The 25,406-nt window shown below is 65.7% G+C and carries 21 protein-coding genes and 2 pseudogenes; 18 read left to right on the top strand and 5 right to left on the bottom strand.

Annotated elements, in window-relative coordinates; all coding sequences use genetic code 11:
* Positions 1-8 precede the first annotated feature (8 nt).
* The 11 genes from BLR21_RS04540 (at position 9) to BLR21_RS04490 (ending at position 10,292) form a co-directional block, all read left to right on the top strand.
* Positions 9-1,037: an amidohydrolase family protein gene (locus tag BLR21_RS04540; protein ID WP_090004295.1), complete on the top strand. Its 1,029-nt coding sequence runs from the start codon at positions 9-11 to the stop codon at positions 1,035-1,037.
* Complete coding sequence (locus BLR21_RS04535) at positions 1,034-1,759, top strand: iron-sulfur cluster assembly protein (RefSeq protein WP_090004294.1); 726 nt, start codon at positions 1,034-1,036, stop codon at positions 1,757-1,759. The genes BLR21_RS04540 and BLR21_RS04535 overlap by 4 nt, the downstream gene beginning before the upstream one ends.
* Positions 1,756-2,781, top strand: a complete 1,026-nt coding sequence (locus BLR21_RS04530; RefSeq protein WP_090004293.1) for an NAD(P)-dependent alcohol dehydrogenase — start codon at positions 1,756-1,758, stop codon at positions 2,779-2,781. The genes BLR21_RS04535 and BLR21_RS04530 overlap by 4 nt, the downstream gene beginning before the upstream one ends.
* Positions 2,782-2,817: 36 nt before the next feature.
* A complete protein-coding gene (gene groL / locus BLR21_RS04525; protein WP_090004292.1) occupies positions 2,818-4,467 on the top strand; it encodes a chaperonin GroEL in 1,650 nt (549 codons plus the stop codon).
* 26 nt (positions 4,468-4,493) lie between these two features.
* The gene (locus tag BLR21_RS04520) at positions 4,494-5,765 is read left to right on the top strand and encodes an Nramp family divalent metal transporter (protein WP_090004291.1); all 1,272 of its coding nucleotides are present in this window, start codon (positions 4,494-4,496) and stop codon (positions 5,763-5,765) included.
* Between the two features lie 3 nt (positions 5,766-5,768).
* Complete coding sequence (locus BLR21_RS04515; RefSeq protein ID WP_090004290.1) at positions 5,769-5,981, top strand: hypothetical protein; 213 nt, start codon at positions 5,769-5,771, stop codon at positions 5,979-5,981.
* Positions 5,982-6,078: 97 nt separating this feature from the next.
* On the top strand, positions 6,079-6,627 hold the full coding sequence (locus BLR21_RS04510; protein ID WP_143027597.1) for a hypothetical protein: 549 nt from the start codon (positions 6,079-6,081) through the stop codon (positions 6,625-6,627).
* 371 nt (positions 6,628-6,998) lie between these two features.
* The gene (locus BLR21_RS44495) at positions 6,999-7,619 is read left to right on the top strand and encodes a radical SAM/SPASM domain-containing protein (protein ID WP_338061024.1); all 621 of its coding nucleotides are present in this window, start codon (positions 6,999-7,001) and stop codon (positions 7,617-7,619) included.
* Positions 7,620-7,637: 18 nt separating this feature from the next.
* Positions 7,638-8,381, top strand: a complete 744-nt coding sequence (locus BLR21_RS04500; protein ID WP_090004288.1) for an AAA family ATPase — start codon at positions 7,638-7,640, stop codon at positions 8,379-8,381.
* A 2-nt stretch (positions 8,382-8,383) separates the two neighbouring features.
* Positions 8,384-9,208 carry a phosphotransferase family protein gene (locus BLR21_RS04495; RefSeq protein WP_256334454.1) on the top strand — a complete coding sequence of 275 codons (825 nt, stop codon included), beginning with the start codon at positions 8,384-8,386 and terminating at the stop codon, positions 9,206-9,208.
* 181 nt (positions 9,209-9,389) lie between these two features.
* Positions 9,390-10,292 carry a helix-turn-helix domain-containing protein gene (locus BLR21_RS04490; RefSeq protein ID WP_090004287.1) on the top strand — a complete coding sequence of 301 codons (903 nt, stop codon included), beginning with the start codon at positions 9,390-9,392 and terminating at the stop codon, positions 10,290-10,292.
* A gap of 77 nt (positions 10,293-10,369) precedes the next feature.
* Here BLR21_RS04490 and BLR21_RS44610 read toward each other — a convergent pair.
* From BLR21_RS44610 to BLR21_RS04475, 3 genes and pseudogenes are all read right to left on the bottom strand, one after another.
* Positions 10,370-10,594, bottom strand: a pseudogene (locus BLR21_RS44610) (site-specific integrase); the annotation flags it as partial.
* Between the two features lie 246 nt (positions 10,595-10,840).
* Complete coding sequence (locus BLR21_RS04480) at positions 10,841-11,116, bottom strand: AbrB/MazE/SpoVT family DNA-binding domain-containing protein (protein WP_176929445.1); 276 nt, start codon at positions 11,114-11,116, stop codon at positions 10,841-10,843.
* A 720-nt stretch (positions 11,117-11,836) separates the two neighbouring features.
* Entirely contained in the window at positions 11,837-12,679 is an 843-nt protein-coding gene (locus BLR21_RS04475) for a trypsin-like serine protease (protein ID WP_256334453.1), read from the bottom strand.
* 272 nt (positions 12,680-12,951) lie between these two features.
* On the opposite strand from BLR21_RS04475, the gene BLR21_RS04470 reads away from it, so the two are divergent.
* The 4 genes and pseudogenes from BLR21_RS04470 (at position 12,952) to BLR21_RS04455 (ending at position 16,161) form a co-directional block, all read left to right on the top strand.
* On the top strand, positions 12,952-13,596 hold the full coding sequence (locus BLR21_RS04470) for a winged helix-turn-helix transcriptional regulator (RefSeq protein WP_090004285.1): 645 nt from the start codon (positions 12,952-12,954) through the stop codon (positions 13,594-13,596).
* Entirely contained in the window at positions 13,589-13,936 is a 348-nt protein-coding gene (locus tag BLR21_RS04465) for an MmcQ/YjbR family DNA-binding protein (protein WP_090004284.1), read from the top strand. Before BLR21_RS04470 ends, BLR21_RS04465 begins: the two co-directional genes overlap by 8 nt.
* A 536-nt stretch (positions 13,937-14,472) precedes the next feature.
* Positions 14,473-14,844: pseudogene (locus BLR21_RS04460) on the top strand (IS30 family transposase); the annotation flags it as partial.
* Positions 14,845-14,865: 21 nt separating this feature from the next.
* The gene (locus BLR21_RS04455) at positions 14,866-16,161 is read left to right on the top strand and encodes a recombinase family protein (RefSeq protein WP_176929480.1); all 1,296 of its coding nucleotides are present in this window, start codon (positions 14,866-14,868) and stop codon (positions 16,159-16,161) included.
* Between the two features lie 442 nt (positions 16,162-16,603).
* On the opposite strand, the gene BLR21_RS04450 is transcribed toward BLR21_RS04455, so the two are convergent.
* Positions 16,604-19,615, bottom strand: coding sequence for an ATP-binding protein (locus tag BLR21_RS04450; RefSeq protein ID WP_090004283.1), 3,012 nt, complete (start codon positions 19,613-19,615; stop codon positions 16,604-16,606).
* 500 nt (positions 19,616-20,115) lie between these two features.
* Positions 20,116-21,153: a helix-turn-helix transcriptional regulator gene (locus BLR21_RS04445; RefSeq protein ID WP_090004282.1), complete on the bottom strand. Its 1,038-nt coding sequence runs from the start codon at positions 21,151-21,153 to the stop codon at positions 20,116-20,118.
* 292 nt (positions 21,154-21,445) lie between these two features.
* Here BLR21_RS04445 and BLR21_RS04440 point away from each other — a divergent pair, with 292 nt between their 5' ends.
* The 3 genes from BLR21_RS04440 to BLR21_RS04430 all read left to right on the top strand — a co-directional run bounded on the left by BLR21_RS04440 (position 21,446) and on the right by BLR21_RS04430 (position 24,560).
* On the top strand, positions 21,446-22,117 hold the full coding sequence (locus BLR21_RS04440; protein ID WP_176929444.1) for a recombinase family protein: 672 nt from the start codon (positions 21,446-21,448) through the stop codon (positions 22,115-22,117).
* Between the two features lie 308 nt (positions 22,118-22,425).
* On the top strand, positions 22,426-22,758 hold the full coding sequence (locus BLR21_RS44605) for a hypothetical protein (RefSeq protein ID WP_420843853.1): 333 nt from the start codon (positions 22,426-22,428) through the stop codon (positions 22,756-22,758).
* Between the two features lie 863 nt (positions 22,759-23,621).
* On the top strand, positions 23,622-24,560 hold the full coding sequence (locus BLR21_RS04430; RefSeq protein ID WP_090004279.1) for a hypothetical protein: 939 nt from the start codon (positions 23,622-23,624) through the stop codon (positions 24,558-24,560).
* Positions 24,561-25,406 lie beyond the last annotated feature (846 nt).

Below are 25,406 nucleotides of genomic sequence, written 5' to 3'. Positions count from 1 at the left end.
CGAAGACCATGTACAGCAAGGACGGCGAGGACTACTACATCGTCGACTCGCACATCGCCCTCTGGGACGGCCGCGAGCAGAACTGCCGCAACATCCACGGCAAGCAGTTCATCGACTGCTTCTACGACTACCACAAGAACCTGAGCCCCGAAGACGCTGTGTGGCCCTACGACGAGTACACCTACTACGGCGGCGAACGCCTGATGAAGGACCTCTTCACCGACGGCTACGTGGACCACGCGATCTTCCAGCCCGCCGCGCTCTCCGCCTTTTACAAGTCCGGGTTCGGGCAGACCGAGGAGTCCTGGGCGCTCACGCAGAAGCACCCGGACAAGCTGACCTACAACCACAACTTCGACCCCCGCTTCGAACAGGCGGGCCTCGACCAGTTGCGGCGCGACGCGAAGCGCTTCGGTCTCAAGGGCGTCAAGCTTTACACCGCCGAGTGGCACGGTGACTCCCGCGGCTACAAGCTCACCGACCCGTGGACCTACAAGTACCTCGAAGCGTGTCAGGAACTGGGCATCACCAACATCCACGTCCACAAAGGACCGACGATCCGCCCGCTGGACCGCGACTCGTTCGATGTTGCCGACATCGATGCCGTGGCAACGGACTTCACCGACCTCGACTTCATCGTCGAGCACGTCGGCCTGCCGCGCCTGGAGGACTTCTGCTGGATCGCCACGCAGGAGCCCAACGTCCACGGCGGTCTTGCCGTGGCGATGCCGTTCATCCACACCAGGCCGCGGTACTTCGCCCAGATCATCGGCGAGCTCCTCTACTGGATCGGGGAGGACCGGATCATGTTCTCCAGCGATTACGCGATCTGGACCCCGAAGTGGCTGGTGGAGAAGTTCGTGGACTTCCAGATCCCGGCGGACCTGGACGAGTACGCGCCGCTCACGACCGACGTGAAGCGCAAGATCCTCGGCCTGAACGCGGCGCGGCTCTACGACCTCCCGGTGCCACCGGAACTGGCGATCAAGATCCCGGCGGAGCCCGCCGCCGAGGTCGCCGTCGGCGCGTCGGCATGATCGCCCAGGACCTGAGCGGTGCGGTGGTCGCAGCGTTGGGCACCGTCCGGGATCCGGAGCTGGACGAGTCGATCGTGGACCTCGGCTTCGTCACGGCGACGACCGTCGCCGACGGGCGCGCGGAGGTGCGGCTCCGGCTGCCGACGTATTTCTGCGCACCCAACTTCGCCTACCTGATGGTGGCCGACGCCTACGACGCCGCGATGGGTGTCGAGGGCGTCGACCACGTCGCGGTGGTGCTGGAGGAGCACTTCGCGTCGGATGAGATCAACGCGGGGGTCGCGGCGGGAGCGGGCTTCGTCGGCTCGTTCCCCGGCGAGGCAGTGGCCGAACTGCACGATCTGCGCCGCAACTTCCAGCGCAAGGCGCACACCGCGTGCCTGGAACGGGCGTGCCGGCGACTGATCAAGGACGGCTGGACCATCGAGGGGTTGTCCCTCGCCAACCTGAGCGACCTCCCGGAAAGTCCGGAGCGCGACAGCCTGCTGCGCCGCCGTGCCGACATCGGCCTGCCGGTGGCGGAGGACTCGCCGGTGTTCGTCGACGACGGCGGCGAACCCGTGCCCGCGGACCAGGTTCCGCTTCGGCTCAAGTTCGCCCGCACCGTCCGGGTGAGCATGGACGGCAACGCGCACTTCTGCCGCGGCCTGCTCACCACCCGCTATCCGCACGCGGCCGCCGACCAGCGACCTCGTCACCCGGAACAGGAGGCGTCCGCATGAAGGCCGTCCAGCTCGGGAAGTACCACGTCACACCGGAGTTGGTCGACGTCGCCGATCCGGAGATCACCTCGCCGTTCGACGTGATCGTCCGGATCGGTGGGGCCGGCGTGTGCCGGACCGATCTGCACATCATCGAGGGTCAGTGGGCGGAGAAGTCCGATGTGGACCTCCCGTACACGATCGGCCACGAGAACGCGGGCTGGGTGCAGGCTGTCGGCAGCGCGGTGACGAACGTAGCGGTGGGCGACGCGGTGATCCTGCACCCGCTGGTGACCTGCGGCCTGTGCCGGGCGTGCCGGTTCGGCGACGACGTGCACTGCGAGAACTCCTCGTTCCCGGGCATCGACACCGACGGCGGGTACGCGGAGTACCTGAAGACCACGGCACGGTCGACGATCCGGCTCGCCGACTCGCTCCAGCCCGCCGACGTGGCCGCGCTCGCCGATGCCGGGCTCACCGCCTACCACGCCGTGGCCAAGGCGGCCCGCGCCCTGCGCCCCGGCGACAGGGCGGTGGTCATCGGCGCGGGCGGCCTCGGCCACATCGGGGTCCAGGTGCTGCGCGCGTTGTCCTCGGTGGAGATGATCGTCGTCGACCGCAACGCCGACGCCCTGGCACTGGCCAGGGAACTCGGCGCCGACCACACCGTGCTCGCGGACGGCGACCAGGTCGAGGCCGTGCGGGAACTGACCGGTGGGAACGGTGCCGAGGCGGTCATCGACTTCGTCGGAGAGGGCGGGGCGATCGAGGACGGCGTCGCGAGCCTGCGTCGCAACGGCAACTACTACGTCATCGGCTACGGCGGCGCGCTCAACGTGCCGACGATCGACATCATCTCCACCGAGATCAACTTCATCGGTAACCTCGTCGGCTCCTACAACGACCTGGCCGAGCTGATGGTCCTTGCCGGACAAGGGAAGGTCGCACTGCACACGTCCACATACGCGTTGTCCGACTTCGCCAAGGCGCTGGACGACCTCGACCGCGGCGAGGTCCGCGGCCGGGCGATCCTCGTGCCCTAGGCCTCCACCGCCACCACACACTGGAAGAAGGACGTCATGGCCAAGGATCTGCGGTTCAACGCCGAAGCGCGGCAACTGCTGGAGATCGGTGTGAACGCGCTCGCCGACGCGGTCAAGGTGACTCTCGGTCCCAAGGGGCGCAACGCGGTCATCGAGAAGCTGGTCGGCGCGCCCACGATCACCAACGACGGCGTGACGATCGCGCGGGAGATCCAGCTCCGCGACCCGTTCGCCAACATGGGCGCGCAGCTTGTCAAGGAAGTGGCGACCAAAACCAACGGTGTGGCGGGCGACGGCACCACCACCGCGACCGTGCTGGCGCAGGCCATGGTCCGCGAAGGCCTGCTGGCGGTGGGAGGGGGCGCCAACCCGATGCTGCTCAAGGTCGGCATCGAGGCCGCGGTCGAGGCAGTGCTCGAACGGTTGGCAAGCGAGGCCAGCGAAGTCGGAGGTCCGGCCGACCTGGCGAGCGTGGCGACGTTGTCGGCCAACAACGACCGCGAGATCGGCGAGGTGATCGCGTCGGCGATCGGCCGGGTCGGCCACCGCGGCGTCGTCACCGTCGAGGAGTCGCCGAGCTTCGGGCTCGACATCACCTACGTCGACGGCGTCGAGATCGACAACGGCTACATCTCGCCCTACATGGTGACTGACCGCGAACGCATGGAAGCGGTTCTGGACAACCCGTACGTGCTGCTCACGTCAGAGAAGATCTCGAAGGTCCAGGAGCTGATGCCGGTACTGGAGCAGGTCACCAGGTCCGGTCGCCAGCTGCTGGTCTTCGCCCAGAACGTCGAAGGCCCCGCGCTGGGAATGCTGGTGGCCAACAACGTGCACAACACGTTCCGCTCGGTCGTCGTGCGTGCGCCCGGATTCGGCCACCGGCGCATCGCCGAGCTGAGCGACCTGGCGATCTGGATGGGCGGACAGGTCATCACCTCTGACGCCGGCCTCTCGCTGGACACGGTGCGACTCGAGCAACTGGGCCAGGTCCGCAAGGTGACCGTCACCGACAGCACGACCACGCTCGTCGGCGGCATCGGCCCGGACCGCGAGGTGTCCGCGCGCATCGAGCAGCTCAAGACGGAGTTCGAACGAGCCGAGAACGACCACGACAAGGACGCCCTGCAGGCCCGGATCGCGCGGCTGTCGGGCAGCGTCGCGGTCATCCACGTCGGCGCGGCCACCGGCGTCGAGCTCACCGAGAAGCAGCACCGGGTCGAGGACTCGCTGTCGGCGACCAGGGCCGCGCTCGACGAGGGCATCGTGGCGGGCGGCGGCTCCGCGCTGGTACACGCGGGCACCGCGATCGACGCCCTGGGACTGCCGGGGGAGAAGGGCCTTGGTGCCCGGATCGTGCGCGACGCCCTCGTCGAACCGCTGCGCTGGATCGCCATCAACGCGGGCTACGACGGCGACGAGATCGTCGGCTCGGTCAAGGAACTGGCGACAGGACAAGGGTTCAACGCGGTCACCGGCGAGTTCGGCGACATGTTCGACTTCGGCATCATCGACCCGTTGAAGGTGACCCGCTCCGCCCTGCAGAGCGCCGCCTCCATCGCGGCACTGCTGCTTACCACCGAGACGCTGATCGTCGAGGAGGTCGTCGGCAATCCGGGCGCGATCTACGCACCCGGATTCGGTGACCTCGCGGAAGGTCTCGTGCGGCCGTCGAACATCCCGTAACGGCGAACCCCGAGACAGGAGTCGACATGAATGTTCCGTTCCGCGGTGTCGCCCTCGCGGCGCCACCCAGCCTGGAACCGCCCGGCGTCGACCCGAAAACGGGCCGCGGGTTCCTCGCCCGCGGCCGGGTCCTGGGGCTGATCGGACCGGCTTTCGTCGCCGCTGTGGCGTTCGTCGATCCGGGAAACGTCGCCACCAACATCAGCGCCGGCGTCGACTACCGTTACGTGCTCGTGTGGACCGTGGTCTGCGCGAGCTTGATGGCCATGTTCGTCCAGTACCTGTCGGCCAAACTCGGCCTCGCCACCGGGCTGAGTCTCGCCGAGGTGTGCCGCGAACGCACCACCACACCGGTGCGGCTCGGGCTGTGGCTGGTCGCCGAGGCCGTGGTGATCATGACGGACCTCGCCGAGTTCGTCGGCGGCGCGGTCGCGTTGAACCTGCTGTTCGGCCTGGACCTGTTCACCGGCGGTCTTGTCGTGGCGGTGGCCACGATGCTCATCCTGCGGCTGCGCCTGCGTGGCAGGGACGGGTTCTCCGTCGTCGTGGTCGGGCTGCTGTTCGTGCTCGCGCTCGCGTTTCTGTACCTGGTGGTGAACTCGCCCCTGGACCCGGTCGCTGCGGTCTCCGGACTGGTGCCGCGCCTGCCGGACGCGCACAGCGCCCTGCTGGCCTGCGGTGTCATCGGGGCGACCGTCATGCCGCACGCGGTGTTTCTGCACTCGTCGTTGATCGGCGGCCTCGGCGCGTCGCGCACCACCACCGTGCTGCGATTCCTGCGTCGTGACGTGGTCGTCGCACTGAGCCTGGCGGGTGTGGTGAACCTGCTGATGCTGCTGGTGGCAACCTCGTTGCCGGCGGGCACCGGCGACTCGCTCGTCGCGGTGCACACCGCATTCCTCGACCGCTCGGGCACCGTGTTCGCGACGGTCTTCGCGATCGCGCTGCTCGCGTCCGGGCTCGCCTCGGCGTGCGCTGGTGTCTACAGTGGACAGGCGGTCATGCAGGGCTTCCTGAAGCGCAACAGCAGCGTGTGGTTGCGGCGGGCGGTGTCCGCGGTGCCCGCGCTGGTCGTGCTGGCGCTGGTGAGCGACCCGACGGAGGCACTGGTGCTCAGCCAGGTCGGACTCGCTTTCGGCCTGCCGTTCGCGCTGGTGCCGCTGATGGTCTTCACCGCACGGCGTGAGGTCATGGGCGCGTTCGCGAACCGGGTCCGGACGACCGCCTTCGGCGTCGTCGTCACATTGGTCGTCTTGGCGCTCAACGGTTTCGTGATCACTGATCTGCTGGTCGGGTAGCCGATGACCGAACTGGTGGTCGCATTGCTCACCCCCGCGGTCCTGGCGTCCGCGACGATGTGGTGTTCGTTGCGGGTGATCGTGGTGGTGGACCTCGACTTCCTGCCCGCGGGTTGCCGACGCAGGATCGAGTGGTGGCAGGCGCACGCGGGCTACCTGTACCTGGCATGCGTCGTCCTCGCGATCGTGGCGATCGCTCACCAGATCACCTCGTGACCATCTCATGACCACCGAGGCACGTGCGCCGCCGGATCGTGCGGGCGAGCCGCCCGTGTCGCGGCGGGCGGCCTCCCAGACTTTCGATTGGAGCACCATGACCGACCAGTGGCAGCACGACAGCCTGAACGGACTGTCAGCACTGTCCGTGGACACGATGCCGGCGGTGGAAGTCCTGCTCCTGGACGACATCGCCGCCTACCTCATGGGCTCCGGCCCGCTGCAACCCCCGTACACAGTCGAACACGGCAGCCGCATCGTGAGCGGCCTGTTCGGTGCGATCGTCAACGCGGCCAGCTTCACGCCTGCTCAAGTCCCGGCCCCCACCTCGGAGATCAAGATCGCTCGTGAGCAGGTGGTGCGGGGCGCGCACGACTTCGCGGGACGAGGTGTCGACGGCATAGGACACCTCACGAACCGCCTGATCCCGGCGGTACTGGGCGAGTTGGAGACGTACCAGGCATCACCCGAGAAGCAGACCTGCCTAATCTTCTATTACGCCCTGCTGGCAGTGGCGTCCGGCCCGCGCAACCTGCTCGACGACGAGTCCGCGATCGGCGTGATGCAGATCTTCGAGGGCTGGGACCAAGCCCTGGGCCAGGGCTACCGTCCGCCGTGGCGCCAATCGACGCCCTCAGGAGCGTGATCGTCCACCAGAGGCGAGTCGGGATCAACCGGCAGCACTCCACGACGCGATGTCAGGGCGGACATGCTCGTGCACACCAGAGCCACTACGAGCGGTCCGGCCCGCTGGCACGCCGGAGCGGATGCTCGGCGGGTATCGGCTGTACAGGCGATGTGCACCACGGTCTGTTGACCGTTCCCAGGCGGCCACCGTGGTGGCCGACGTCCGCGGTACCGACCCGCAGCAGGTGGGCGATATCGTTGATCAACGATGAGCGGTGTGGAGAAGTGGTGCCCGGAGCCGTTGTGGCTGCTGGCACAGCCGGTGCGCTGCCTGTTCTCGTCCAGCATGCCCTCGACCGAGGACTGAGGGTCGAGGTTTTCACGAACCTGGTGCACGTCCGTCCGGAGCTGTGGGAGGTCTTCTCGCGGTCCGGTGTCCAGCTCGCCAGCAGCTACTACTCGGATGACGCCAGGCAGCACGAGCGGATCACACGAGGTCAGCGCAGCTATGAGCGGACGAGGTCGAACCTTGTAGAAGCCGTTCGGCGATCGATCCCGGTGCGGGTGGGCGTGATCGACGTCGATGAGGGACACCGTGTCGATGAGGCAGTGGCCCAGCTGCGAGGTCTCGGGATCGGCGGCGAGGTGCGGGTCGATCGTCTGCGGCAGGTCGGTCGTGGTGTTCGGGATGGTGGGCCTGACCTGGGTGAACTGTGTGGTCAGTGTGGTGACTGTAGGGTCGCGATCGCACCGGACGGGTCGGTGTGGCCGTGCGTGTTCTCCCGCTGGCTGTCGGTGGGCAACGTGCGGGAGGAGTCGCTCGCCGACATCCTGACGGGATCGAGGATGACGGAGACCGCATCAGTGCTCGCGACGGAGTTCGCCCGGCGACCTCTGAACCCGTGCGTGCCCAACATGTGTGATCCGCAGTGCGGGCCGAGCTGCAGCCCGGCGTGTCGACCGGCCGGCAACTGCGTACCTACGGGAGCCTGCGCTCCGAACTACGACTGATCGAAGGATCTTCCATCTATGCTCGCCCGCCGCGCGTACATCCCCGAAGAGTCGCTGCCCCGTGGCTCCCGGAGACCGTGGCCGCTTGACGTGCCGTGCGTCGCCCAGCTGGCCGACGAAGGCATGACGTTCGAGCGGCCGGTGACCTTCCTGGTCGGCGAGAACGGCTCCGGCAAATCCACGCTGGTCGAGGCTTTCGCCGAGGCCTGGGGGCTGGACGCGCAGGGCGGGCGGGCCGGGCGGAAGTACGTCAACGACAGGCCGAAGTCCGAGCTCGGTGAGATGGTGCGGTTCGACACCACCGCCCTCGGCGCCCGGCACCGCATCGGCCCGCGGACGAAGCGCAAGGGCTACTTCTTGCGTGCCGAGACCGCGTTCGGGTTCATGAACGCGGTCAGCGGCATGAACGGGTACTGGGACGAGGACACGAGCGAGATGAGCCACGGAGAGGGCTTCCTCACCGTGTTCGCCGCGATGTTCCGCGAGCCCGGCTTCTACCTGATGGACGAGCCCGAGGCCGCGCTGTCTTTCGAGTCCTGCCTGCGGTTGATGCACCTGATGTACGAGCTCGGCAAGTCGGGCGCGCAGATCATCTGTGCGACGCACTCGCCGATTCTGGCGTCCACACCGGACGCGGACATCATCGAGGTGGGGGAGCACGGCTTCCAGCGGTCGAAGTGGGAGGACCTGGCGCTGGTCGACCACTGGCGCCGGTACATGGCGACGCCTGAGGCCTACCTGCGTTACGTCACCGAGGAGTAGCGGTGCCCGAGGACCTCAGCGACGCCGACGCCCAGTTCCGCGAATGGATGTGCGAGAACCTCCAGCGCGCTGCGGCGCATTTCGGACTTGATCTCGCTGGCGAGCCGCGACTCGGCTGGATGGACCGTTCGATCAGTGCACTCGCCGGCCGTGGTGAGGAGCGGTTCTGGTTGCGGGTGGTGTCTGAGAACAAGCAGTGGATCGACGGCGCCTTCTGGACCGGCAACCTCGACGCCAACGTGTTGACCGGGCTGGCCAAACCGCGCGTGCTGGACGTGTTCGAGTGGGAGGAGTACCGGCAGCAGCGCGCGGAGGTGCTGACCTTGTTGCCGGGTTCGCCGTGCTCCCGTACCGATGCGCTTCGTGAGCCGATCGACCTGCCGGATGCCTGGTGGGCTGAACTTCGCCGCACGATCGACGCGGTTGCTTGTACGCCAACAAATCGGGTCAACGCGGACCAGGAGTTGGTCAGCAAGCGAATCCGGCAGCGGTTCGGTGATGCCATGATTCCCGTTGTCTCCCAGTGGGAAACGGTGCACGGCGACCTGCATTGGGCGAACCTCATGGGACCGGCCTTCGGCCTCCTCGACTGGGAATGGTGGGGACGCGGTCCAGCGGGCACGGACGCCGCGACCTTGCTCTGCTACAGCCTGCTCGTCCCGGAGATGGTCGAGCGGGTCCGTTCTGTCTTCGGCGACGTGCTGGAGTCAGAGTCGGGCCGGATTGCCCAGCTCTACGTCGCTTCCCGGCTGTTCCGCCGGATGGACAAGGGTGATCATCCGGACCTCGCCGCGGTGCTTTCGACCCACGTCGAAACGCTGACGTGAGCGGCCTCGCGATGGCGTAAACACCCGATTGGGCTACCGGGGGTGTTTCTGCAGGCGAGAGCTAGTAGTTGCGGGATTCGTGCTGGGTCGCTGCGCGATTGGTGAGCTGGTCTAACCTGCGCTGGAGCAGTTGGCTGATTGTGCCTGGCACAACAGATCCCAGCTACTGCAAGGAATTCCCATGCCGCAGAGATGTTCCACGGCTCGTGGCCGAGAGTTCGGTGAAGGCGTGCGGGCGGCCATTAAGGCCTCTGGTATGCCCGCGCGCCGGGTCGCTGAGCTCGTGGGCTGGCAGGAGGCGAAGCTGTCGGACTTCCTGAATGGCAAGATCGGGTGCACGGAGACAGAACTTGCCCTTCTGCTGGGAGTTTGTCGCACGCCCGCGGATGAACGTGACCACCTGGTGGTACTCCGGCCCGCGACCCACGTCAAAGGCTGGTGGCAGAAGCACAGCTTGAGCGCGTCTGAACGGCATCGCACGCTCGTCCAGAACCTCAAGTCGGCCAAGAACCTGACCACGTGGCACCCGCACGGGCTCCCGGTGTACCTGCAGTCGGTGGACTACATGCGTGCGGCCATCGCTGCGTCTCCGAAAGTGCCTGACGAGGACACGGACCGACGCCTCAAGGCGGGGCAGGAGTTGCAGGACCTGCTCGTCGGACGTGGCCTGCAGTGCACCTTCTACGTCCATGAGCACGCGCTGCATCTGCCGGTCGGCGGCCATGACGTCCACGTCAGCCAGGTACACCACCTGCTATTGATGGGTGTTCGTACGAACATCACGATCAAGATCGTGCCGACGGCGGTCGGTGTTCACGCGGGCATGAACGAGGCCTTCACACGGCTGACCTTCCGAGCGCACGAGCCGCTGATCTTCCTGGAGCACGAACATTCGATGCTCATCGAAGAAGCCAGCGGAGCTGTTGAGGCCTACCAACAGGTCGTTCGTGCACTCGACCGAGCCAGCCTGGACGCGGAGCAGTCGAAAGCGATGCTGTGCCGCCTTGGGGAGAGTCTCTCCGCCGCCGACTCCACGGGACGTGATGGGTTGCCGACGGCGGTGTTTGTCGACGCGTCCCTCTAGGAAGCGCGAGGTGTTGAACGGGGACCGTCTGTCCATCACACGATGAGCAGACAGTCCCCGTCTTGTCCCGGCGTCAGTTACGCGGCCAGTGGGTGGTGCTCACCGGTGAGCGCGGCCAGCGCTGTGGCGACTTCCTCAAGGGTCGCCCTGACGTAGGTCGTGGTGCTGCCCGCGTCGCTGTTGGTGTCGTTGTGTCCGGCGAAAGCACGGGCGACGGCGTAGCCGAAGTGCCGTTCGACCCACGTGAGGGTGGTGTACCGGATCCAGTGCGTACTGACCCCCTGCTTCGCGGCCCATGGCAGGCCGCTGGATGTCGGTGGGCGTGCGGTCGCTTAGCGAGATGTCCGCCCACTGGTCGAGCACGCGGTTCCAATACGGGCTGTAGGCGCGCCGAGTGCCGTCGCTCACGGCCGCGGCCACGACCGGGATGTACTCGCCGAAGGTGGGAGCCGACGGCTTCACCGAGTTGAGCAGGTCCTCGGCGGTCACTCCCATCCGATCAAGCACCAGGCGCGCGGCGTCGAGCTCAGCCTGGGTCGGTGCGCCGGTCACAGGTCCTCACCGCCGTGCAGGGCGGGCAGCACCAGCTGGTCCAGCGCGATGGGTGGGAACACCGTGACCGTCTGGCGGTCGAGGTGGGCGACGAGGAGGACTCGGTCGGCGGACCTCAGGCGTGCTGCTCGACGTGCGTCGGCTGGTAGCCGGACGTGTCCCTGCTTGGTGAGTTTGAAGACGCCGTGCGGATCGGCGGTGACGGCCAACAGGCCGTCGTGTTCGCGGATGTTCAGCCGGGTTGCGGCGGTCCAGTTCAGTGCGGCGGTCATGTGGCGGTCTGCGACCCGGCCGCGGTCGTCGACCGTGGCGACGCTGTACAGGACGTTGCTCAGCCGTTGCGGCGGTGATACCGGAACGGCGATAAGCGGGAGGGGCTGACCGGCAATGCGGGCAGATGCGCCCCTTGTGTTTCCCGGCGCTGTGTCAGGAACGATGGGGCGGATGAAGGAAATGGTCATCGAACGCCACCTGGAAGTGGCGCCGAAACGCAAAACAGGTGCTCAAGCGTACTTGAGCACCTGCCACGTAGACGTGGCATACATGCCACATTTTTGTGTCCGAGGACGAAGTCGCACACTATTCACCCACGTAGCTCTTCGTGGCCTTGAGTAGGCCAACCTGGCCCGTTCGGCACACGAGGCCCGTCCCGCAGTGGTCACGCCGGACGGGCCTCATGCACTGTGTTTGCTGGCAGCTACCAGCAAGTATCTGCGCAATAGGGACGCGGGACAGCTTGATCTACACGTGTCCCTGGCCCGGGAGCCACGCCCCCAAGGCGGGGAGATGAGCGTGGAGCTGGGGGACAGCTGACTCTGTCCCTGCCCGCGTTGCTGGAAGCGGCGGTCGTGGACTGCTGGACGTCAGTCAAGCAAGACAGAACCGCTGATCACGGGACGAAGCATCGGTCGCCTGAAGTGTTGGCGAGGATCAGCGGGTGCCCGAACCGCGGTGAGACGGACTTCCGCCGCCTCACCGCGGGTGGTGCTCGATCAGGGCAGCGTGACGAAGGGGCGCAGGAAGTCCCGCGCTGCGGGGGTGTCGAGCCGGTAGACGACGTTGGTCGCGTAGCACGGCGTGTCACCGGTGATCGTCGTGGCGGCGAGGGTCAGCTTGCCGTCGATCGTCGCGAAGTTCGGGCCGCCGGAGTCGCCGTAGCAGGCGCCACCGTTGCCCTGCGGCGCGGTCATGGCGAGCCGCACCCACGCGTTGTTCAGCGCGTTGAACGCCACTGGTGCCTTCATCCGGACACCGCCACCGGGGTGGGTGTGTCCGCCGGGACCGCGGCGGGCCTCCTGCGTGCCGTAACCGGCGACCTGCCACGGCGTGTCGTCGAGCCCCTGCGGGCCGAGCTGCCCCAGCCGGTCCGCTGTGGGCAGCGTCGCCGGTGTGAACGACCACCGTGCCCTCATCTGCTGCGCCGGCACCTGCACCACGGAGATGTCGTGGGTGTCGTCGGCCGAACCGGGGTAGGCGGGGTGGTTGTGCGCGGTACCGGGCACGGCGACCGCGGCGGCGATCTGTGCCGGGGTGCCGGTGGCGTTGTCCAGCGCGGACTGGACGTCCTGGTGCAGTGACACGTAGAACCTCACGTTCGCCGGCCAGTCACTGGTGCAGTGCGCGGCGGTGAGGAACGTGTCGGCGTCGATCATGGTTCCGCTGCAGACCCAGTCGACGCGGTCCGGGGTCGCCGGGTTGTCGTCGTTGTCCCAGGTCGCGACGAGGGCGCCGACCTCGGTGCGCTCGGGTGCGGGAGTGGCGTTGTAGGAGTTGATCGCGGATGCGGGCAGTGCGGCCACCGCGAGAAGAACGGCGGTGACCGCGGTCGTGCTCATCAAACGCATGGTGAAGCCCCTTCGACGGCGTGCGCGGATTCAACCTCCGCGCACGTCCCGGCGACAGCCTTCACAGATGACGTGCATCAGAGACTGAGTCTCGGCCGTCTCCGTAGTGCTCGATCCCGCCCGTGAGGATCCGGTAGTACTCCCTGAGCATGGCGGGCGCGCTGTCACTGACAACGGTCATGGCGATCTCCCTCACCTCAGAATATGGTTGAAAAACTCAACCAGATGGTAGAGATTCGCAACCATCCTGCTAGCCTGCCGACATGCGCTCGTACAACCAGTACTGCTCTATGGCACGCGCTCTCGACCTGGTGGGCGACCGCTGGACCCTGCTGATCGTCCGCGAGCTGCTCACCCAGGGACCCTGCCGCTTCTCCGACCTGCGCCGCGGGCTGCCCGGCATAGCCAGCAACCTGCTGGCCGAGCGCCTCCGCGACATGGACAGCACCGCGCTGATCACCCGACACGACGAACCGCCACCGGTCGCCGCCACCCTCATCAGCCTCACCGACCGCGGCCGGGACCTCGGCGGCGTCGTCCGCGAGCTGACCCGCTGGGGCGCCCCGCTGATGACCGACCCGCCGGACGGCGACGCGTTCCGGGCGCACTGGTTCTCGCTGCCACTGCGCCACCTGTGCCGCGACGGCGCACCCGACGAGCCCGCGAGCACCGTGCGCCTCGGCGACCTGGGCGACGGCTGCGACATCATCGCCGACCGCGGCCGGATCGACGTACGCCCCTGCTCGACCGACCGTCGGCCCGACGCCAGGATCACCGCACCGCCGCAGGTGTTCGTCGCGCTCTTCACCGCGGCGGTGACCCTGCGGACGGCCATGACCATGGGACTGGCCGTCGACGGCTCCGTCGCGGCCCTCGAACGCGTGCTACCCGGGAGGACCGATGGCTGACGTACCCAACAGCGACCTGCTCGACCGGATCGCCGAGGACTTCACGAACGACCGAGACGTCGCCACGGGGACGATGTTCCGAGGCCCCGGGCTCCGCGTCGGCGGCAAGATCTTCGCCTTCCTCGGCCGCCACGGCGACCTCATCGTGAAGGTCCCCCGCGACCGGGTCAGCGAACTCATCGCTGCCGGACAGGCCAGGCAGGTCGTCATGGGCAAACGGACGATGCGGGAGTGGATAGAGCTCCCCGCCCTGCGAGACCGCATGGCGACACTAGCCCTCTGGCGAGACATCGTCCGCGAAGCGCACCAGTATGTCGACTCCCTGCGGCGACCGAGTTGATCAGCAGCGGGACAAGGACACCAAGTCGTCCCAGTGGGCAGCGACCAGGTCCAGAGCGCAGCGCTGGGTCAGCAGCGGTCCGGCCGGCGAGAACGCCGAAGCCACCTCGGATTTCGATCCTGGCCGGGTACAGGGTGATCTTGCCCAGGTCCCGGACGCGGGACGAGAGCTGCAACCCCAGGCGGTCGAACGGACCGCAGCATCCGCTATGGGGGCGAAGCATCGATCGATTCGTTCAGCAACTGCCTTCGGACCCGCGTGCACTGAATCCGATCCGACCTCGATCCCATGGCTTGGAGCTGTGAATCCTGCGCCCTGAGCGTCACCTCGAGCCGCCGCCGATGATCGGGACACCAAGGTGCACCGGACCACGCGCGTGCCGATCGCGGGCGCGGTCGATGCTGACCGGTTTTGCGTTGCTTTGTCCAGGCTGCTGCGTAGGCCTTGCGCTTCACCGAGCCACCGGTTCATCTCGGCTTCACGGATCCGTTCTCGTAGGTTGTCGATGATCACGATGAGTCGTGGCCTCGCGTCGAGGTCCACGCGTAGGCGAGGGCGCCGTCGCGATGAACGCCGCGCTCATCGCGACGATGACCAAGCTTCCCGAACAGCTCCGCAAGACGCTCACATGGGACCGCGGCAAAGAATTCTCCGCACATGCCCAGTTCGCGCTCGAGACGGGCACGAAGGTGTTCTTCGCCGACCCCCACTCGCCCTGGCAGCGGCCAACGAACGAGAACACCAACGGGCTGCTGCGCCAGTACTTCCCGAAGGGCACCGACCTCTCTCGCTGGTCACCCAAGGACCTCGAAGCCGTCGCTCTTGCGCTCAACAACCGGCCCCGAAAGGGGCTCGACTGGAAGACTCCAGCCGAGGTCTTCGAGCAACAGCTACGCTCGCTCCAACAACCGCGGAATCCGTCGCACAAGATGCTGATGAGCGTGCTTGGCGGCATGAGCGAGTCGGAACGTCAGCACGTGCAGGCGCGCGTTCGGGCAGCGATGGACACACAGGTTCTCAACGAGGGACGGCACCAGGGCGGCCGAGCGCCGTACGGATACGTCACGGTGGACGGAGGGCCGCATCCGAATCCGCGCAAGTCGGCGGAGGGGTACCGGTTGCGAGTGCTCGCGATCGACGACGAGTCCGCGTGGGTCGTGCAGCGGATCTTTGCCGAGTACCTGAGCGGCAAGGGCGACCGGGCCATTGCCAACGCTCTCAACCACGATCGGATTCAGTGTCCGTCCGCGCGACGTCCGGACCAGAACCGGCACCGGCCTGGCGACGGCTGGCAAGGCGGCACGGTGCGGGCGATCCTGGAGAACCCCCGTTACACGGGCTATGCGTTCTTCGGTCGCTCTACGAAGTTCGAGACGCTGCTCGACCCTGACGACGTGTCGGCCGGTCACGTGGTGCGGTTTCGGAAGGCCAGTCCGGATCGAGTGGTCCGGTCGCGTAATCCTGCGCACCCGAAGATCGTGGAGATTGAGGACTTCACGGCTGCGCAGCTTCTGCGGAAGTCGAAGGGCAGCTTGCGGAGCGCGCGGAAGACGGAACGGTCTGGGCGTGCGCTGAAACACCGTTACCTGTTCCGCGGTCGTATCCGGTGCGACATCTGCGGTCGGAAGATGGAGGGCAGTCCGCGAAAGAAGGCGATGTATTACCGGTGTCCTGCGCGCACGTTGGCTCCGGGATCGCCAGTGCTCACGTCGCATCCTGGCGCGGTCTATTTGAGGGAGGACGCTCTTCAGGATGCGGTGAATGGCTGGCTGGGGCACGTCTTCGATAGGAAGAACCGCGACCGGACCGTTGCCGCGTTGATGGATTCGCAAGAGCCGGTCATCCAGATCGGTCGCGATGCCGCGAAGAAGCGGCTCGCCGAGGCGGAAGCCAAGTTGACCAGGTTTCAGAACGCGATCATGGCCGGTGTGGATCCTGCGGCGCTGGTCGAGGCGATCAACGAGGCGCAGGCCGAGAGGCTCGCGTCACGAGCGGCCCTGGACAACGTCCCAGCACCGGTGGAGGTGGACGTCGCTGAGATTTACGCGGCGATCGACCTGATAGGCGACGTCACCGCGGCACTGAGAGGCAGCGCGCCAACGAGACTGGAAGAACTGTACGAGGCGATCGACCTGCAAGTTCGGTACAAGCAAAACCCCCACGAAGCTGATGTCTCCATCAACCCCGTGGGGGTGAATAACGCTCGTGTCCGAGGGGGGACTTGAGTTCCCATGCGCAGCAAGCTTGCGCAGTTTGTGTGTTCATGCGCTATTGGATAGCTCGAACCTAGTATAGAGGGCCAGTCGACACGATTCAATCTTTCGTCGCTAGGTTCTGTTGACTTGGTCCATGAATTTTCGCGGCGAGCTGTTGGACGGCACGCCGGTGTGGAATTGGGTCCATCTGCAGCAAGCGCTGTGTGCGTACGAGCGGGACGACAACGAGCACCGCACACCGAACACCCACTGGCGCGGCACTCCTGTGGGTCCAGCCTCAGCCTTTCGAACCCGCTCAGATCGAACGCTTCACCATAGACCGACTCGATCTTCTCGGCGAAGTCGGGCTTTTCCGCGAGGTCGACCTGAACGCAGCGGCAACGGCGGTGGGCCACTGGCCTTACGCTGCCGCGAAGATCGTCAGCGTGGTGCCAGATGCCGCCTGGGTGATTCACTGCGGTGTGCTATTGCGCACCATGTTCTCGACAGATCCTCGAAGGCCATGCCAAACAAGTTCCTCCACGGGGTCCGGATGGCCTCCCTGCGGTACTGCCGCAATGAGGTTACCGGCCTTCTCGACGTCGCCTTGAAGGAAGGCATGGGCTGCCTCGATCACCGCAAGAAAATCCAGTCCTACATCCTTATGCGCCTGTTTGCGCAGGATCGGGATCATCTCGACGAGGCTGCCCAGTGCAATTTTGATGCGGGGGTCTTCTCCTGACATCAACGAACGTCCGACGCATATGGGGCCGAAAGCTCGCATGAGCTCGATTCCGGTGGACGGGTACAGCCTGCCAAGCCTGACATGGCTGGTCAGCAGGCGTTCCAGCAACGGGAGGATTCGGTCCCATGCTTCCATGCGTTCCAGTGGCAGAATCGCCATTGCAAGAAGTTCTTGTTCTTTTTCGATGCTGGGTGCGAGCTGGAGAGCTCGCTCGCACACGCTGGCGGCGGTTGCGAAATCTCCGCGCCTCAGTGCGGCGTCGTAGGGAACGTCGGGAGAGTTGAAGAAATCGACGCCATCTTTAATCTGATCTTTGAATCGCCTGAGCTTCTTGATGACCTCGGTGACTTCGGGTTTGCTCTGGCCCAATCGAATGGTGGGAAAGGTCAGAATCATTGCGGCGAAAGACGCGGCTGCCTCGGGATTAATGTCGGCGACCGCGTCCAACTCCCGCACCGCGGCTTTCAGGTGGTGGAACGATTCCTCATTCCAGCCGTACCTGGAGCCGCCGGCGACGAGCGACGCGGCCAGTTCGAGATGTAGTTGGAATCGCCTGAGCCGGGTTTTTTCGGGCTGGACCCTATTTGTTAGGGTGAGTGCTCGTTGGAGGTGTGACTGCGCGATCCGGCTGTTTCCCGTGGAGTTGGCGCAGGCTCCAATGCTTTGCTGGAGGTTGATGACGTACTTGTTCTCAATGTTGCGTTCGGTCGCAATCTTCGACACGGCAAGAGCGTGGTTCAGTAGAGTACCCGAGTGCATTGACTCGTGGTTGTCCTGGCTGTATCTGAGCCACTCGGTGATGTGGTGGGTCATCTGACGGAAAAGCCATTTCTCCCGAGTCGGATCGAGCCGGATGATTCGCTCGCGCATGGTTTGTTGAACGATCTTGTTCATGTGGATGGAGATATTCGAGGCGGACGAATCGGGACTACTCAGCCATTCGATGTCCTGGTCTCGGCGCACCAGCGAGAACCGGACCACCGATCGGAGAATCTCGCCGTGTGTGGTGTGCGGTTCGACAGGCAAGCGGCGAAGCACACCCGCAGCCACACCCGCCATCACAGCCGCGTCGTGGACGGCGGCGACGATCAGTAGCTGGAGTGGAATCTGGTGCTCGTCCACGTAGGCCGCCAGATAGATCATGGTCTCCGCGATGGCATCGGGGATGGAGGTGAGGTCTGCGCGCGGAAAGTCCTCCATGCGGTCGGCAGCAAGCTCGATCGCCCCGACAAGGCTGCCCTCGTAGTCGCGTGGACCTCGCTGCGCATCGGCCAACGATCGCTGCCGGATCCCGACCTCGGCCGTGTACCGATCGATTCCATCCACGCCCGCATCGGTGCTGGACAGGTACGCAGCGGCGAGTTCCAGGCCGAGGGGCCAGTCGCACATGAAGGCGGACAAGCGGTCGAGTTGTTCTCGTTTGGTCGCTGTGGGATCGTCCGACCCGTTTAGCAGGCGGTTGCCGAGGAGTTCGATCGCCTGGCCGCGTTTCATGGGCAGGACCTCGATCGCCGTAATGCCGTTGCCGTGCCAGCGTCCCTGCTCGATCGTGGTGATGAGCGCACGTCCCCAACCTCGACGGGGAATCCACGGCTGCACCACCTTGGCGTCGGTCGCATTGTCGAACACGATCAGCCACGGCCCGGGGCAGGCACTGAGAAGGCGATGCACCCGTTGGCGTACATCCTCGGATCCGTTTGACCTGGGTTTCCGTGAGTCGGTCTGTCCCGTCCAGCGCAACAGTGCGTCCTCGATCATCAGGAAAGATCTGCGCAGGCTCACCGGGTCCTGGGCCGTCGCCCAGAACACCCTGTCGAACTCGTAGGCGTGTTCAGCCGCCCAGCTGGCTGCCAGGGAAGTCTTTCCGATCCCTGATAGGCCGAACAACACGCCGCAAGGAATCCCCTTGTAGTCTGGGTTTTCGGTCAAACACCTACTGATGGAGTCCAGGAGGTCAGGTCGTGCGACGTCCGGTATGACCGGGGCGAGGCCGGCATGCACGTCCCAGTCCCGTTCGCTCAAGGCCTCGGCGACGGCGCGCTCATCGGCGCCGAGCTCGTAGCCGAGTTCGTTCAGCGACAGCACCACGTCGTGCGGGTCAGCGGCGCGGTCCGCGATGAGGTCGAGCACGTTGCGGAAGACGAGGCCGGTGGATCGGGTCCCCGAGCCTTTGCGGTAACAGTGGCGCAGTACGCGGATTCGGTCCCGCAGATGCTCTTGAAGCGAATCAATGTCGTCGGTGGAAAGCACGAGCCGGGTCCGCCTGAGCCGGTCAAGTCGGTCCGGACTCGCGGAGGTGATCTGAGCGCGGGCGCCACGGACACCGGCGCACACTTCGCTGAGGGCCTCGACGAACTGCTGATGGCTTCCGCGGTGTGTCGTCAGGAGCTCGGCCAGCTGTAGGACGGTCCGTGCCGGCCGTCGGTTCGTCACGAGGAGGTACTCCTCAGCATTCCGGCCGGTGAGCCGCCACAACTCACGCCACACGCCTGGCAGAGAGTACGCCGCTGGCGTCGTACCGCTCTTCACCTGCGCGTCCACGACGGGAGCGTCGTCCGCGAGAAGTGAGAAATCGAGCTCGTGGAAGACCGTCCCGGTCGAAGGACACCTTCTGCTCTCCACGGAGATCGCGGTGATCCGGCTGTCGTCGCACTCCAACTCCCGCAGTGCGTAGTCCAGAGCGCACAGGTTCTGAAACCTGATACCTCGGGCATTGGCGCCGCCGCCTCCGTTTTCCATCAGTTCACTCCGGTTGATATTGAGGCAGGTGGTGTCGACGAAATCGATTGGTGGAGGTGGGGCGACTAGCGATCGACGTCTACGAGATCCCAGGGCTGGCCGCGGTGTCTCGGGCATAGGTGACGACGACGCGATCGTGAACGATGGCGCTGAACGGTGCTGCGGTCCGTTCCCCCGTCTCGCGCTGTGCCTCGCTCGCGCAGGTTGGTGGTGAGTCGTGCACTGTTTTCCTCTGACAGGCTTTCGGATAGCAGACCGAGCAGCAACACGTCGGTTGGCTCCCCGGTCAGATTCGTGGGGATCCACCGCGGTGCAACGACTTCACGCGAGAGCGGAACTGCTCGGTGAAGCCGATGAACCTGGGGATGCCGCCGTCGCCGAACAGCACGAACACCACCGCCATCCCTTTGGGGGGGTACAATCTTCGAGTTGTCGATGCCTTCCCATCCAGTGTCCGCGGTCACCTGACTCGGCGTCAGCCGTCCAGGTGTCCTGGTTCCTCAGGCATCACGAGTCGGCGAAAAGAGTGTCGCAGACACCCGCTTGAGTGCTTCGGCTGTCTGCGCGTTCTGCTCTTCCTTGGACAGTCTGACGAACGCGAGTTCGGATTCGCATCGTTCACGGAGGTCGTCGCGATCGAACCAGCGTATCGGGTGGCGTGGGTCGGCGATGTCGTAGATGCCCTGTCCGAGCGCTTCCATGATGGTCAGGTCGTAGCGGCGGTGGTCGTGACTGTGGTCGGGTGGCAGGAGCCCGCCCGTGACGCGGTTCATCCATTCGTCCCGGATCGCGTTTTCATCGTCGGGGTCGTCTACATCCGGGTCGTAGCCGAACACGTCTTCGGCGGTGCGCAGTTCGGGGAAGACGTGGAGGACCTCGCCGAGCTGAGGTGGTTCGGTGTTCTGGATAACGATCCAGAGCGCGTACTCGTCGGCGAGGCATTGCGGGCGAGGGACTCGTCCCTTGCTGAGCTCGCGGCCGATTCGTGTGATGCGTTCGCCCATGCGCACCAGCCAGTGGTTGTTGACCTGGGTGAGTGCGAGTTCGGGGAGGTCGCAGAGCAGGTTGACCTCGCGAATGGTCGCCTCGCCCTTGAGAAACGCGGCGAATTCGTAGGTGAACGAGTCGTCGAGGCGTAGTTCGTCGCTTGAGTTGGTGGGCACGAAGGGGGAGAAGTCGATGGTGGTCGACAGCGCCATGGCGTCGGCCGGTGTGAGCGGGTTGCCGGTGAACGAGGTGTTGAAGAGGCGCACGACTTCGGCGGTCCGCGGGTCGGCTGCATCAGGTCCCTCGCCCAGGCCCGGGGTCTCGTCGCTGGTGGACTCGCTGGCCAACTGCCGCAACGCGGAAACGCTCAGCTTCAACGCTCGCGCGAATCCCTGCACGTTGTCCGCCCGGAACCCGTCCAGTGCGCCTGAGTCCCCTGCGGTGTTCTCGAAGCGCCGCCAGGTGGCCAGCGACACGTCGGCGCGCCGTGCTGCCTCCTGCTGCGTGAGGCTCAGCTCTGCGCGGCGCTCCTTGATCGGATTGCCCGACATACACCCTCCTTTGAGTGCTCAATGAGCACTTCCAAAGGCACTCTAGCACTCATTTGGTACTCATCGTTCGTGCATGCGCTGCGCTGCTCGGGTGGACGCGAGCGCGATGTCGTCACCGATCCGCTGGTGCAGGGGGTCTCGGCTCCGATCGAAGGAGCCGCCGGTGGTATCGCTGACGAACGCTGAACTTCTTGCCGCGCTGACGGGACGTCGTCGTTGTGCGCCATCGGCCGAGCCGCCAGGCTTGCGCTTCGCTTTCTACGGCCGGATGTCGACGAGCAGCTTCCAAGACGTGCAGACGTCTCGTGCGTGGCAGCGCGCGGTGTCGGATGAGTTGATCGAGGGTGTTGGCGCCGTGGTTGTGGAGTTCTTCGACGTGGGTGTCTCGCGGCGGTGGTCGTGGGCGGATCGCCCGGAGGCGGCAGCATTGCTGGCAGCTGCCGCGGACCCTCGTCGTGAGTTCGACGCGGTCGTGGTGGGCGAGTGCGAGCGGGCATTCCACGGCGACCAGTTTCGTGAGGTTGTGTCCCGGCTGAACACGCTGGGTGTCGAGGTGTGGCTGCCGGAAGCAGGCGGACCGGTGGAGCTGGGCAGTCCGGTGCACGAGGCGTTGATGGTGTTGTTAGGTGCACAGGCGCAAAGCGAGGTGGCACGTGTTCGACAACGCGTCCTGGCGGCGATGCGAGCGCAGGCGGGGCTGAAAGGCCGGTTCCTCGGCGGCCGTCCGCCCTATGGATACCGGCTCGCCGATGGTGGCCGGCACCCGAACCCAGTGCACGGGCGTTGGGTGCGTCGCGTGCAGGTGCTGGTGTCGGATCCTGCGACGGCGCCATGGGTGCGATGGATGTTCGCCGAACGCGCCCGCGGACGCACGGTGGCGTCGTTGGCGCGCGAACTCAACGAACGCGGTGTGCCCTGCCCGTCAGGCGCCGATCCCGACCGGAACGCACACAGGTCAGGGTAACGGTGGATCGGCCGGACGGTGGCGACGATTCTCGAGAACCCGGCTACACCGGCCGACAGGTGTGGAACCGGTCCAGCACAACTGGCTACGGATCAGGCGGGCGTGCCAGCGGCCGCGGTTCAGGAGCACTGCGGCACAACCCGGTCACCGAGTGGGAGATCTCCGAGCAGATCGCTCACGAGCCGCTCGTCGACGACGAAACATTCGTTGTAATCCAAGGCCTGCGTGTGGCAAAGTCCGCCAAGGACGGAGAGGTCCGGCGCTACCTGCTGGCCGGCCTTGTGGTGTGCGGCATTTGCGGCAGGAGAATGGACGCGCACTGGGTTCACGGGCGTGCGGGATATCGATGCCGGCACAGCTACACCAGCGCCAAACGTCGCCCTGACACCGCGCCGCGCAACAGCTACGTCCGAGAAGATCACTTGCTTGATGCGCTGCCAAGCCTGCTCGGACTGCCTGCGGAATGGCGGAGAAGGACGACTAGCCGGAGTTGGTTGATCGGCTTGGTGACCAAGGACTGCAGATCGAATACAGGGATAAATGAATGGAGCTGTGGACCGCCCCGCGGGTTGCAAATACCTTGGAAGCTATCTGTCGACCGATTCAGCCGACGCTTGCGTTGGATTGGGTGGGTACGGTGAGGGCAACCCAAGCACTCTTACCCACGGGATTCTGGCGAATCCCGTGGGGTAAGGGAATGTCCATGGGGACTTGAGTTCCCATGCTTAGCAAGCTTGCGTAGTTCCTGTGTTCATGCGCTATTGGATAGCTCGAATCTGGTATAGAGGGCCAGTCGACACGATTCAATCTTTCGCCGCAAAGTTCTGTTGACCGGGGTCAAGAAAGTTCGCGGCGACTGCTGGACCGCACGTTGATCTGGAAATCAGACCCATCTGCGGCACGCACTGCCTGAGTACGAGCGGCACCACAACGAGCACCGCACCACCGATCACTCGCCGCTGCGGCACCCCTGCGGAGCCGGCCTAAGCCTCCCGAGCTCGATCAGAGCGAATGCCTCGGGGCCGATCGGCAAGATCGTCTCGATGGAGTCGTCCACGAGTATCGCCATGCGGCTTAACCTGGATGGACGTAGTTCTCGGCACGCACAAGGCCAGGGATAGTCGGGCCCGGTCGGCTCGGGCATCGCCACGCAGGCCACCTCTCCGATCATCCCCACGACTGGAGCTTCCAACGTTCCACCACACCACCGAACCAACGGTCGGTACTGGCGAGATTCATCCAACCGACCGCGATGTCCCACCGGTCAGGCGCTTTGCTTCCCGGTACTGCTCGCGCTGATCGGCCCCGCGCACGAGCATCTCGTGCCGCGCGAGGGCTCTTGCCTGACTGTGTAGGAGTCGGGTGGGGGTAGGCCTGATACACCCATCTTTTCGCGGCCGAAGTTGAGGGGTCGACCCTCATGCCATCGACGTCTGCGCAGATCAAGCTTCTCCCATCGAAGGGGCCACGGGAGATGGCCCATTTCACAGGAGGCAGGAATCCCATGTTGCGCATCGCCACCATCGCCACCATCGCCACCGCCGCCGTCAGCTCCGTCGTCCTGCCCGGCCTCGCCGCCGCCGACCCGATCATCGGCACGCCGCCGCCGTGCGTGAAGATCGCCGACATCACCGGCCCCGACTTCGAGGTCAAGCAGTGCGGCGTCAGCGACGTCGACCAGTACCGCGCCGGCTTCGCGGCCAACGGCGGCACCCACTGCGGTCCGTCGTCGCTCTACAACGTGCTGCACTACTGGGGGCACGAGAAGCAGGCACCGGTCGGCTGGCTCACCACCAAGGTCCGGAACCTCGACCCCAGGAACCCGGCCGACTACGGCATTGTCACCAACTCGATTGGTCGGATCGCCACGGATTCCAAATGGAGCGTCGAGGACGGCACCTACTCGGGCAACCTGCGCACCGCGTGGAACATCGCCACCAAGCCCGCCCGGGACGCCGGGTGGTCCACGGCGACTGGCGGGATCAGCACCACTACCGGCCCGGACTTCGCTGGTGACCTGGCCAAGAAGCTCAGCCAGGGCCCGGTGCAGATGTGGTACGGCCGCTACGTCGCCGGTCCGCAGAACAGCCTGAAGCGCGACGGCGGGCACCTCGTCACGGTGGTGTCGGCCAAGGGTTCCTTCGGCGGTGACTTCGTGCAGCTGCGGCTGGCCGACCCGGCCGAGGCGGCCGACCACGGCAAGCCGGGCTACCTCGACACGCAGTCCACCTACGAGACGTTGGCCGTGACGTTGACGCGCCGGTCGGTCTACGAGTACCTGCCCGTGAAGGACGACGAGGCGACGCCAGCCGACGAGAGCCTGCAGCCCGGCACGTACCGCTCGGTCGAGCGCTGGGAGCTGTCCGGCACGGCGTACGCCGACCAGAACAAGCCGCTGGTCGAGGGCTTCAACTGGTTCACGATGTCCCCGCCGGTCGGCTGAGCCCTCAATTGCGCAGGCCCCGCTCGCCGAGCGGGGTCTCTCGCTGTCTCGGTGGGGTTGTGCCGAACAGCCAAGCCCTTGTTGCGGCGCTACCTGACCGAAGTGGAGCCGGATCTCCGCTCGACCGACCCCTACTGGCAGGCGGAGGCGTACGCGGTGGCGAGCCGGTTGCACCACGGCCTGATCAACCACACCGACGACGCGACCTGGAAGCAAGCCGCGCAGATGCCCGCGCAGCGGTACGAGGTGGTGAGCGCCCTTTGGAGGAGCAGCCGCGCGCAAGGTGGTGGCCATGCGGGGTGTCGGGCAGCAGGAGTCGGTGGCCTGTGGGTGCCAGAACTTTGCAGTCACACGCTGGACTGCTGTGATCAGGTTCTGTCGTCCTGCAGGCGTGATCGTGGGCGTGGTACTGCGACTGCTGTACCTCATCCTTGTTCGGCTCACTGGCTGGCTGGTTCTGCTTGGCCGGTCCTCGGCGGCTAAGGACGTCGAGTTGTTGGTGTTGCGGCATGAGTCGCGGTGTTGCGTCGAGGTCAGCGCCGTCCTCGGTTGAATTGGGCTGATCGCGCGGTGCGGGCCGCGTTGGTGCAGCGGTTGCCTGTCTGGTTGCGGGACCACGGGTTGGTGTCTCCGGGTACCGTGCTGCGGTGGCATCGGCGCCTGGTCGCTAAGAAGTGGACTTACCCGAAACGGACGAGGGGGTCTGCAGCACCGTTAGGTGACATCTGAGTTGGCTTTCCGTGACGATGAGCTGGCCTAATGTCTGGTGTGGCTTGCTCTTGGGCTGTTCGGGTGGAGATGGACAGGACGTCGTCACGATGCCTTTGGCAGCTGGGTCTCGGTTTT

The organism is Lentzea albidocapillata subsp. violacea (genome assembly GCF_900100275.1).
In the GTDB taxonomy this organism is placed as follows: domain Bacteria; phylum Actinomycetota; class Actinomycetes; order Mycobacteriales; family Pseudonocardiaceae; genus Lentzea; species Lentzea violacea.
This window is presented reverse-complemented; position numbering and strand designations above follow the sequence as displayed.

Bases quoted from the DNA above. Each gene is read 5' to 3' on its own strand.
- BLR21_RS04515 (WP_090004290.1), top strand. From the start codon at position 5,769: ATGACCGAACTGGTGGTCGCATTGCTCACCCCCGCGGTCCTGGCGTCC.
- BLR21_RS04455 (WP_176929480.1), top strand. From the start codon at position 14,866: ATGCTGATGAGCGTGCTTGGCGGCATGAGCGAGTCGGAACGTCAGCAC.
- groL (WP_090004292.1), top strand. From the start codon at position 2,818: ATGGCCAAGGATCTGCGGTTCAACGCCGAAGCGCGGCAACTGCTGGAG.
- BLR21_RS04430 (WP_090004279.1), top strand. From the start codon at position 23,622: ATGTTGCGCATCGCCACCATCGCCACCATCGCCACCGCCGCCGTCAGC.
- BLR21_RS04450 (WP_090004283.1), bottom strand. From the start codon at position 19,615: ATGGAAAACGGAGGCGGCGGCGCCAATGCCCGAGGTATCAGGTTTCAG.
- BLR21_RS04470 (WP_090004285.1), top strand. From the start codon at position 12,952: ATGCGCTCGTACAACCAGTACTGCTCTATGGCACGCGCTCTCGACCTG.
- BLR21_RS04535 (WP_090004294.1), top strand. From the start codon at position 1,034: ATGATCGCCCAGGACCTGAGCGGTGCGGTGGTCGCAGCGTTGGGCACC.
- BLR21_RS04500 (WP_090004288.1), top strand. From the start codon at position 7,638: ATGCTCGCCCGCCGCGCGTACATCCCCGAAGAGTCGCTGCCCCGTGGC.
- BLR21_RS04445 (WP_090004282.1), bottom strand. From the start codon at position 21,153: ATGTCGGGCAATCCGATCAAGGAGCGCCGCGCAGAGCTGAGCCTCACG.
- BLR21_RS04510 (WP_143027597.1), top strand. From the start codon at position 6,079: ATGACCGACCAGTGGCAGCACGACAGCCTGAACGGACTGTCAGCACTG.
- BLR21_RS04540 (WP_090004295.1), top strand. From the start codon at position 9: ATGTACAGCAAGGACGGCGAGGACTACTACATCGTCGACTCGCACATC.
- BLR21_RS04465 (WP_090004284.1), top strand. From the start codon at position 13,589: ATGGCTGACGTACCCAACAGCGACCTGCTCGACCGGATCGCCGAGGAC.
- BLR21_RS04475 (WP_256334453.1), bottom strand. From the start codon at position 12,679: ATGAGCACGACCGCGGTCACCGCCGTTCTTCTCGCGGTGGCCGCACTG.
- BLR21_RS04530 (WP_090004293.1), top strand. From the start codon at position 1,756: ATGAAGGCCGTCCAGCTCGGGAAGTACCACGTCACACCGGAGTTGGTC.
- BLR21_RS04490 (WP_090004287.1), top strand. From the start codon at position 9,390: ATGCCGCAGAGATGTTCCACGGCTCGTGGCCGAGAGTTCGGTGAAGGC.
- BLR21_RS44605 (WP_420843853.1), top strand. From the start codon at position 22,426: ATGGACGCGCACTGGGTTCACGGGCGTGCGGGATATCGATGCCGGCAC.
- BLR21_RS04520 (WP_090004291.1), top strand. From the start codon at position 4,494: ATGAATGTTCCGTTCCGCGGTGTCGCCCTCGCGGCGCCACCCAGCCTG.
- BLR21_RS04480 (WP_176929445.1), bottom strand. From the start codon at position 11,116: ATGACCGCCGCACTGAACTGGACCGCCGCAACCCGGCTGAACATCCGC.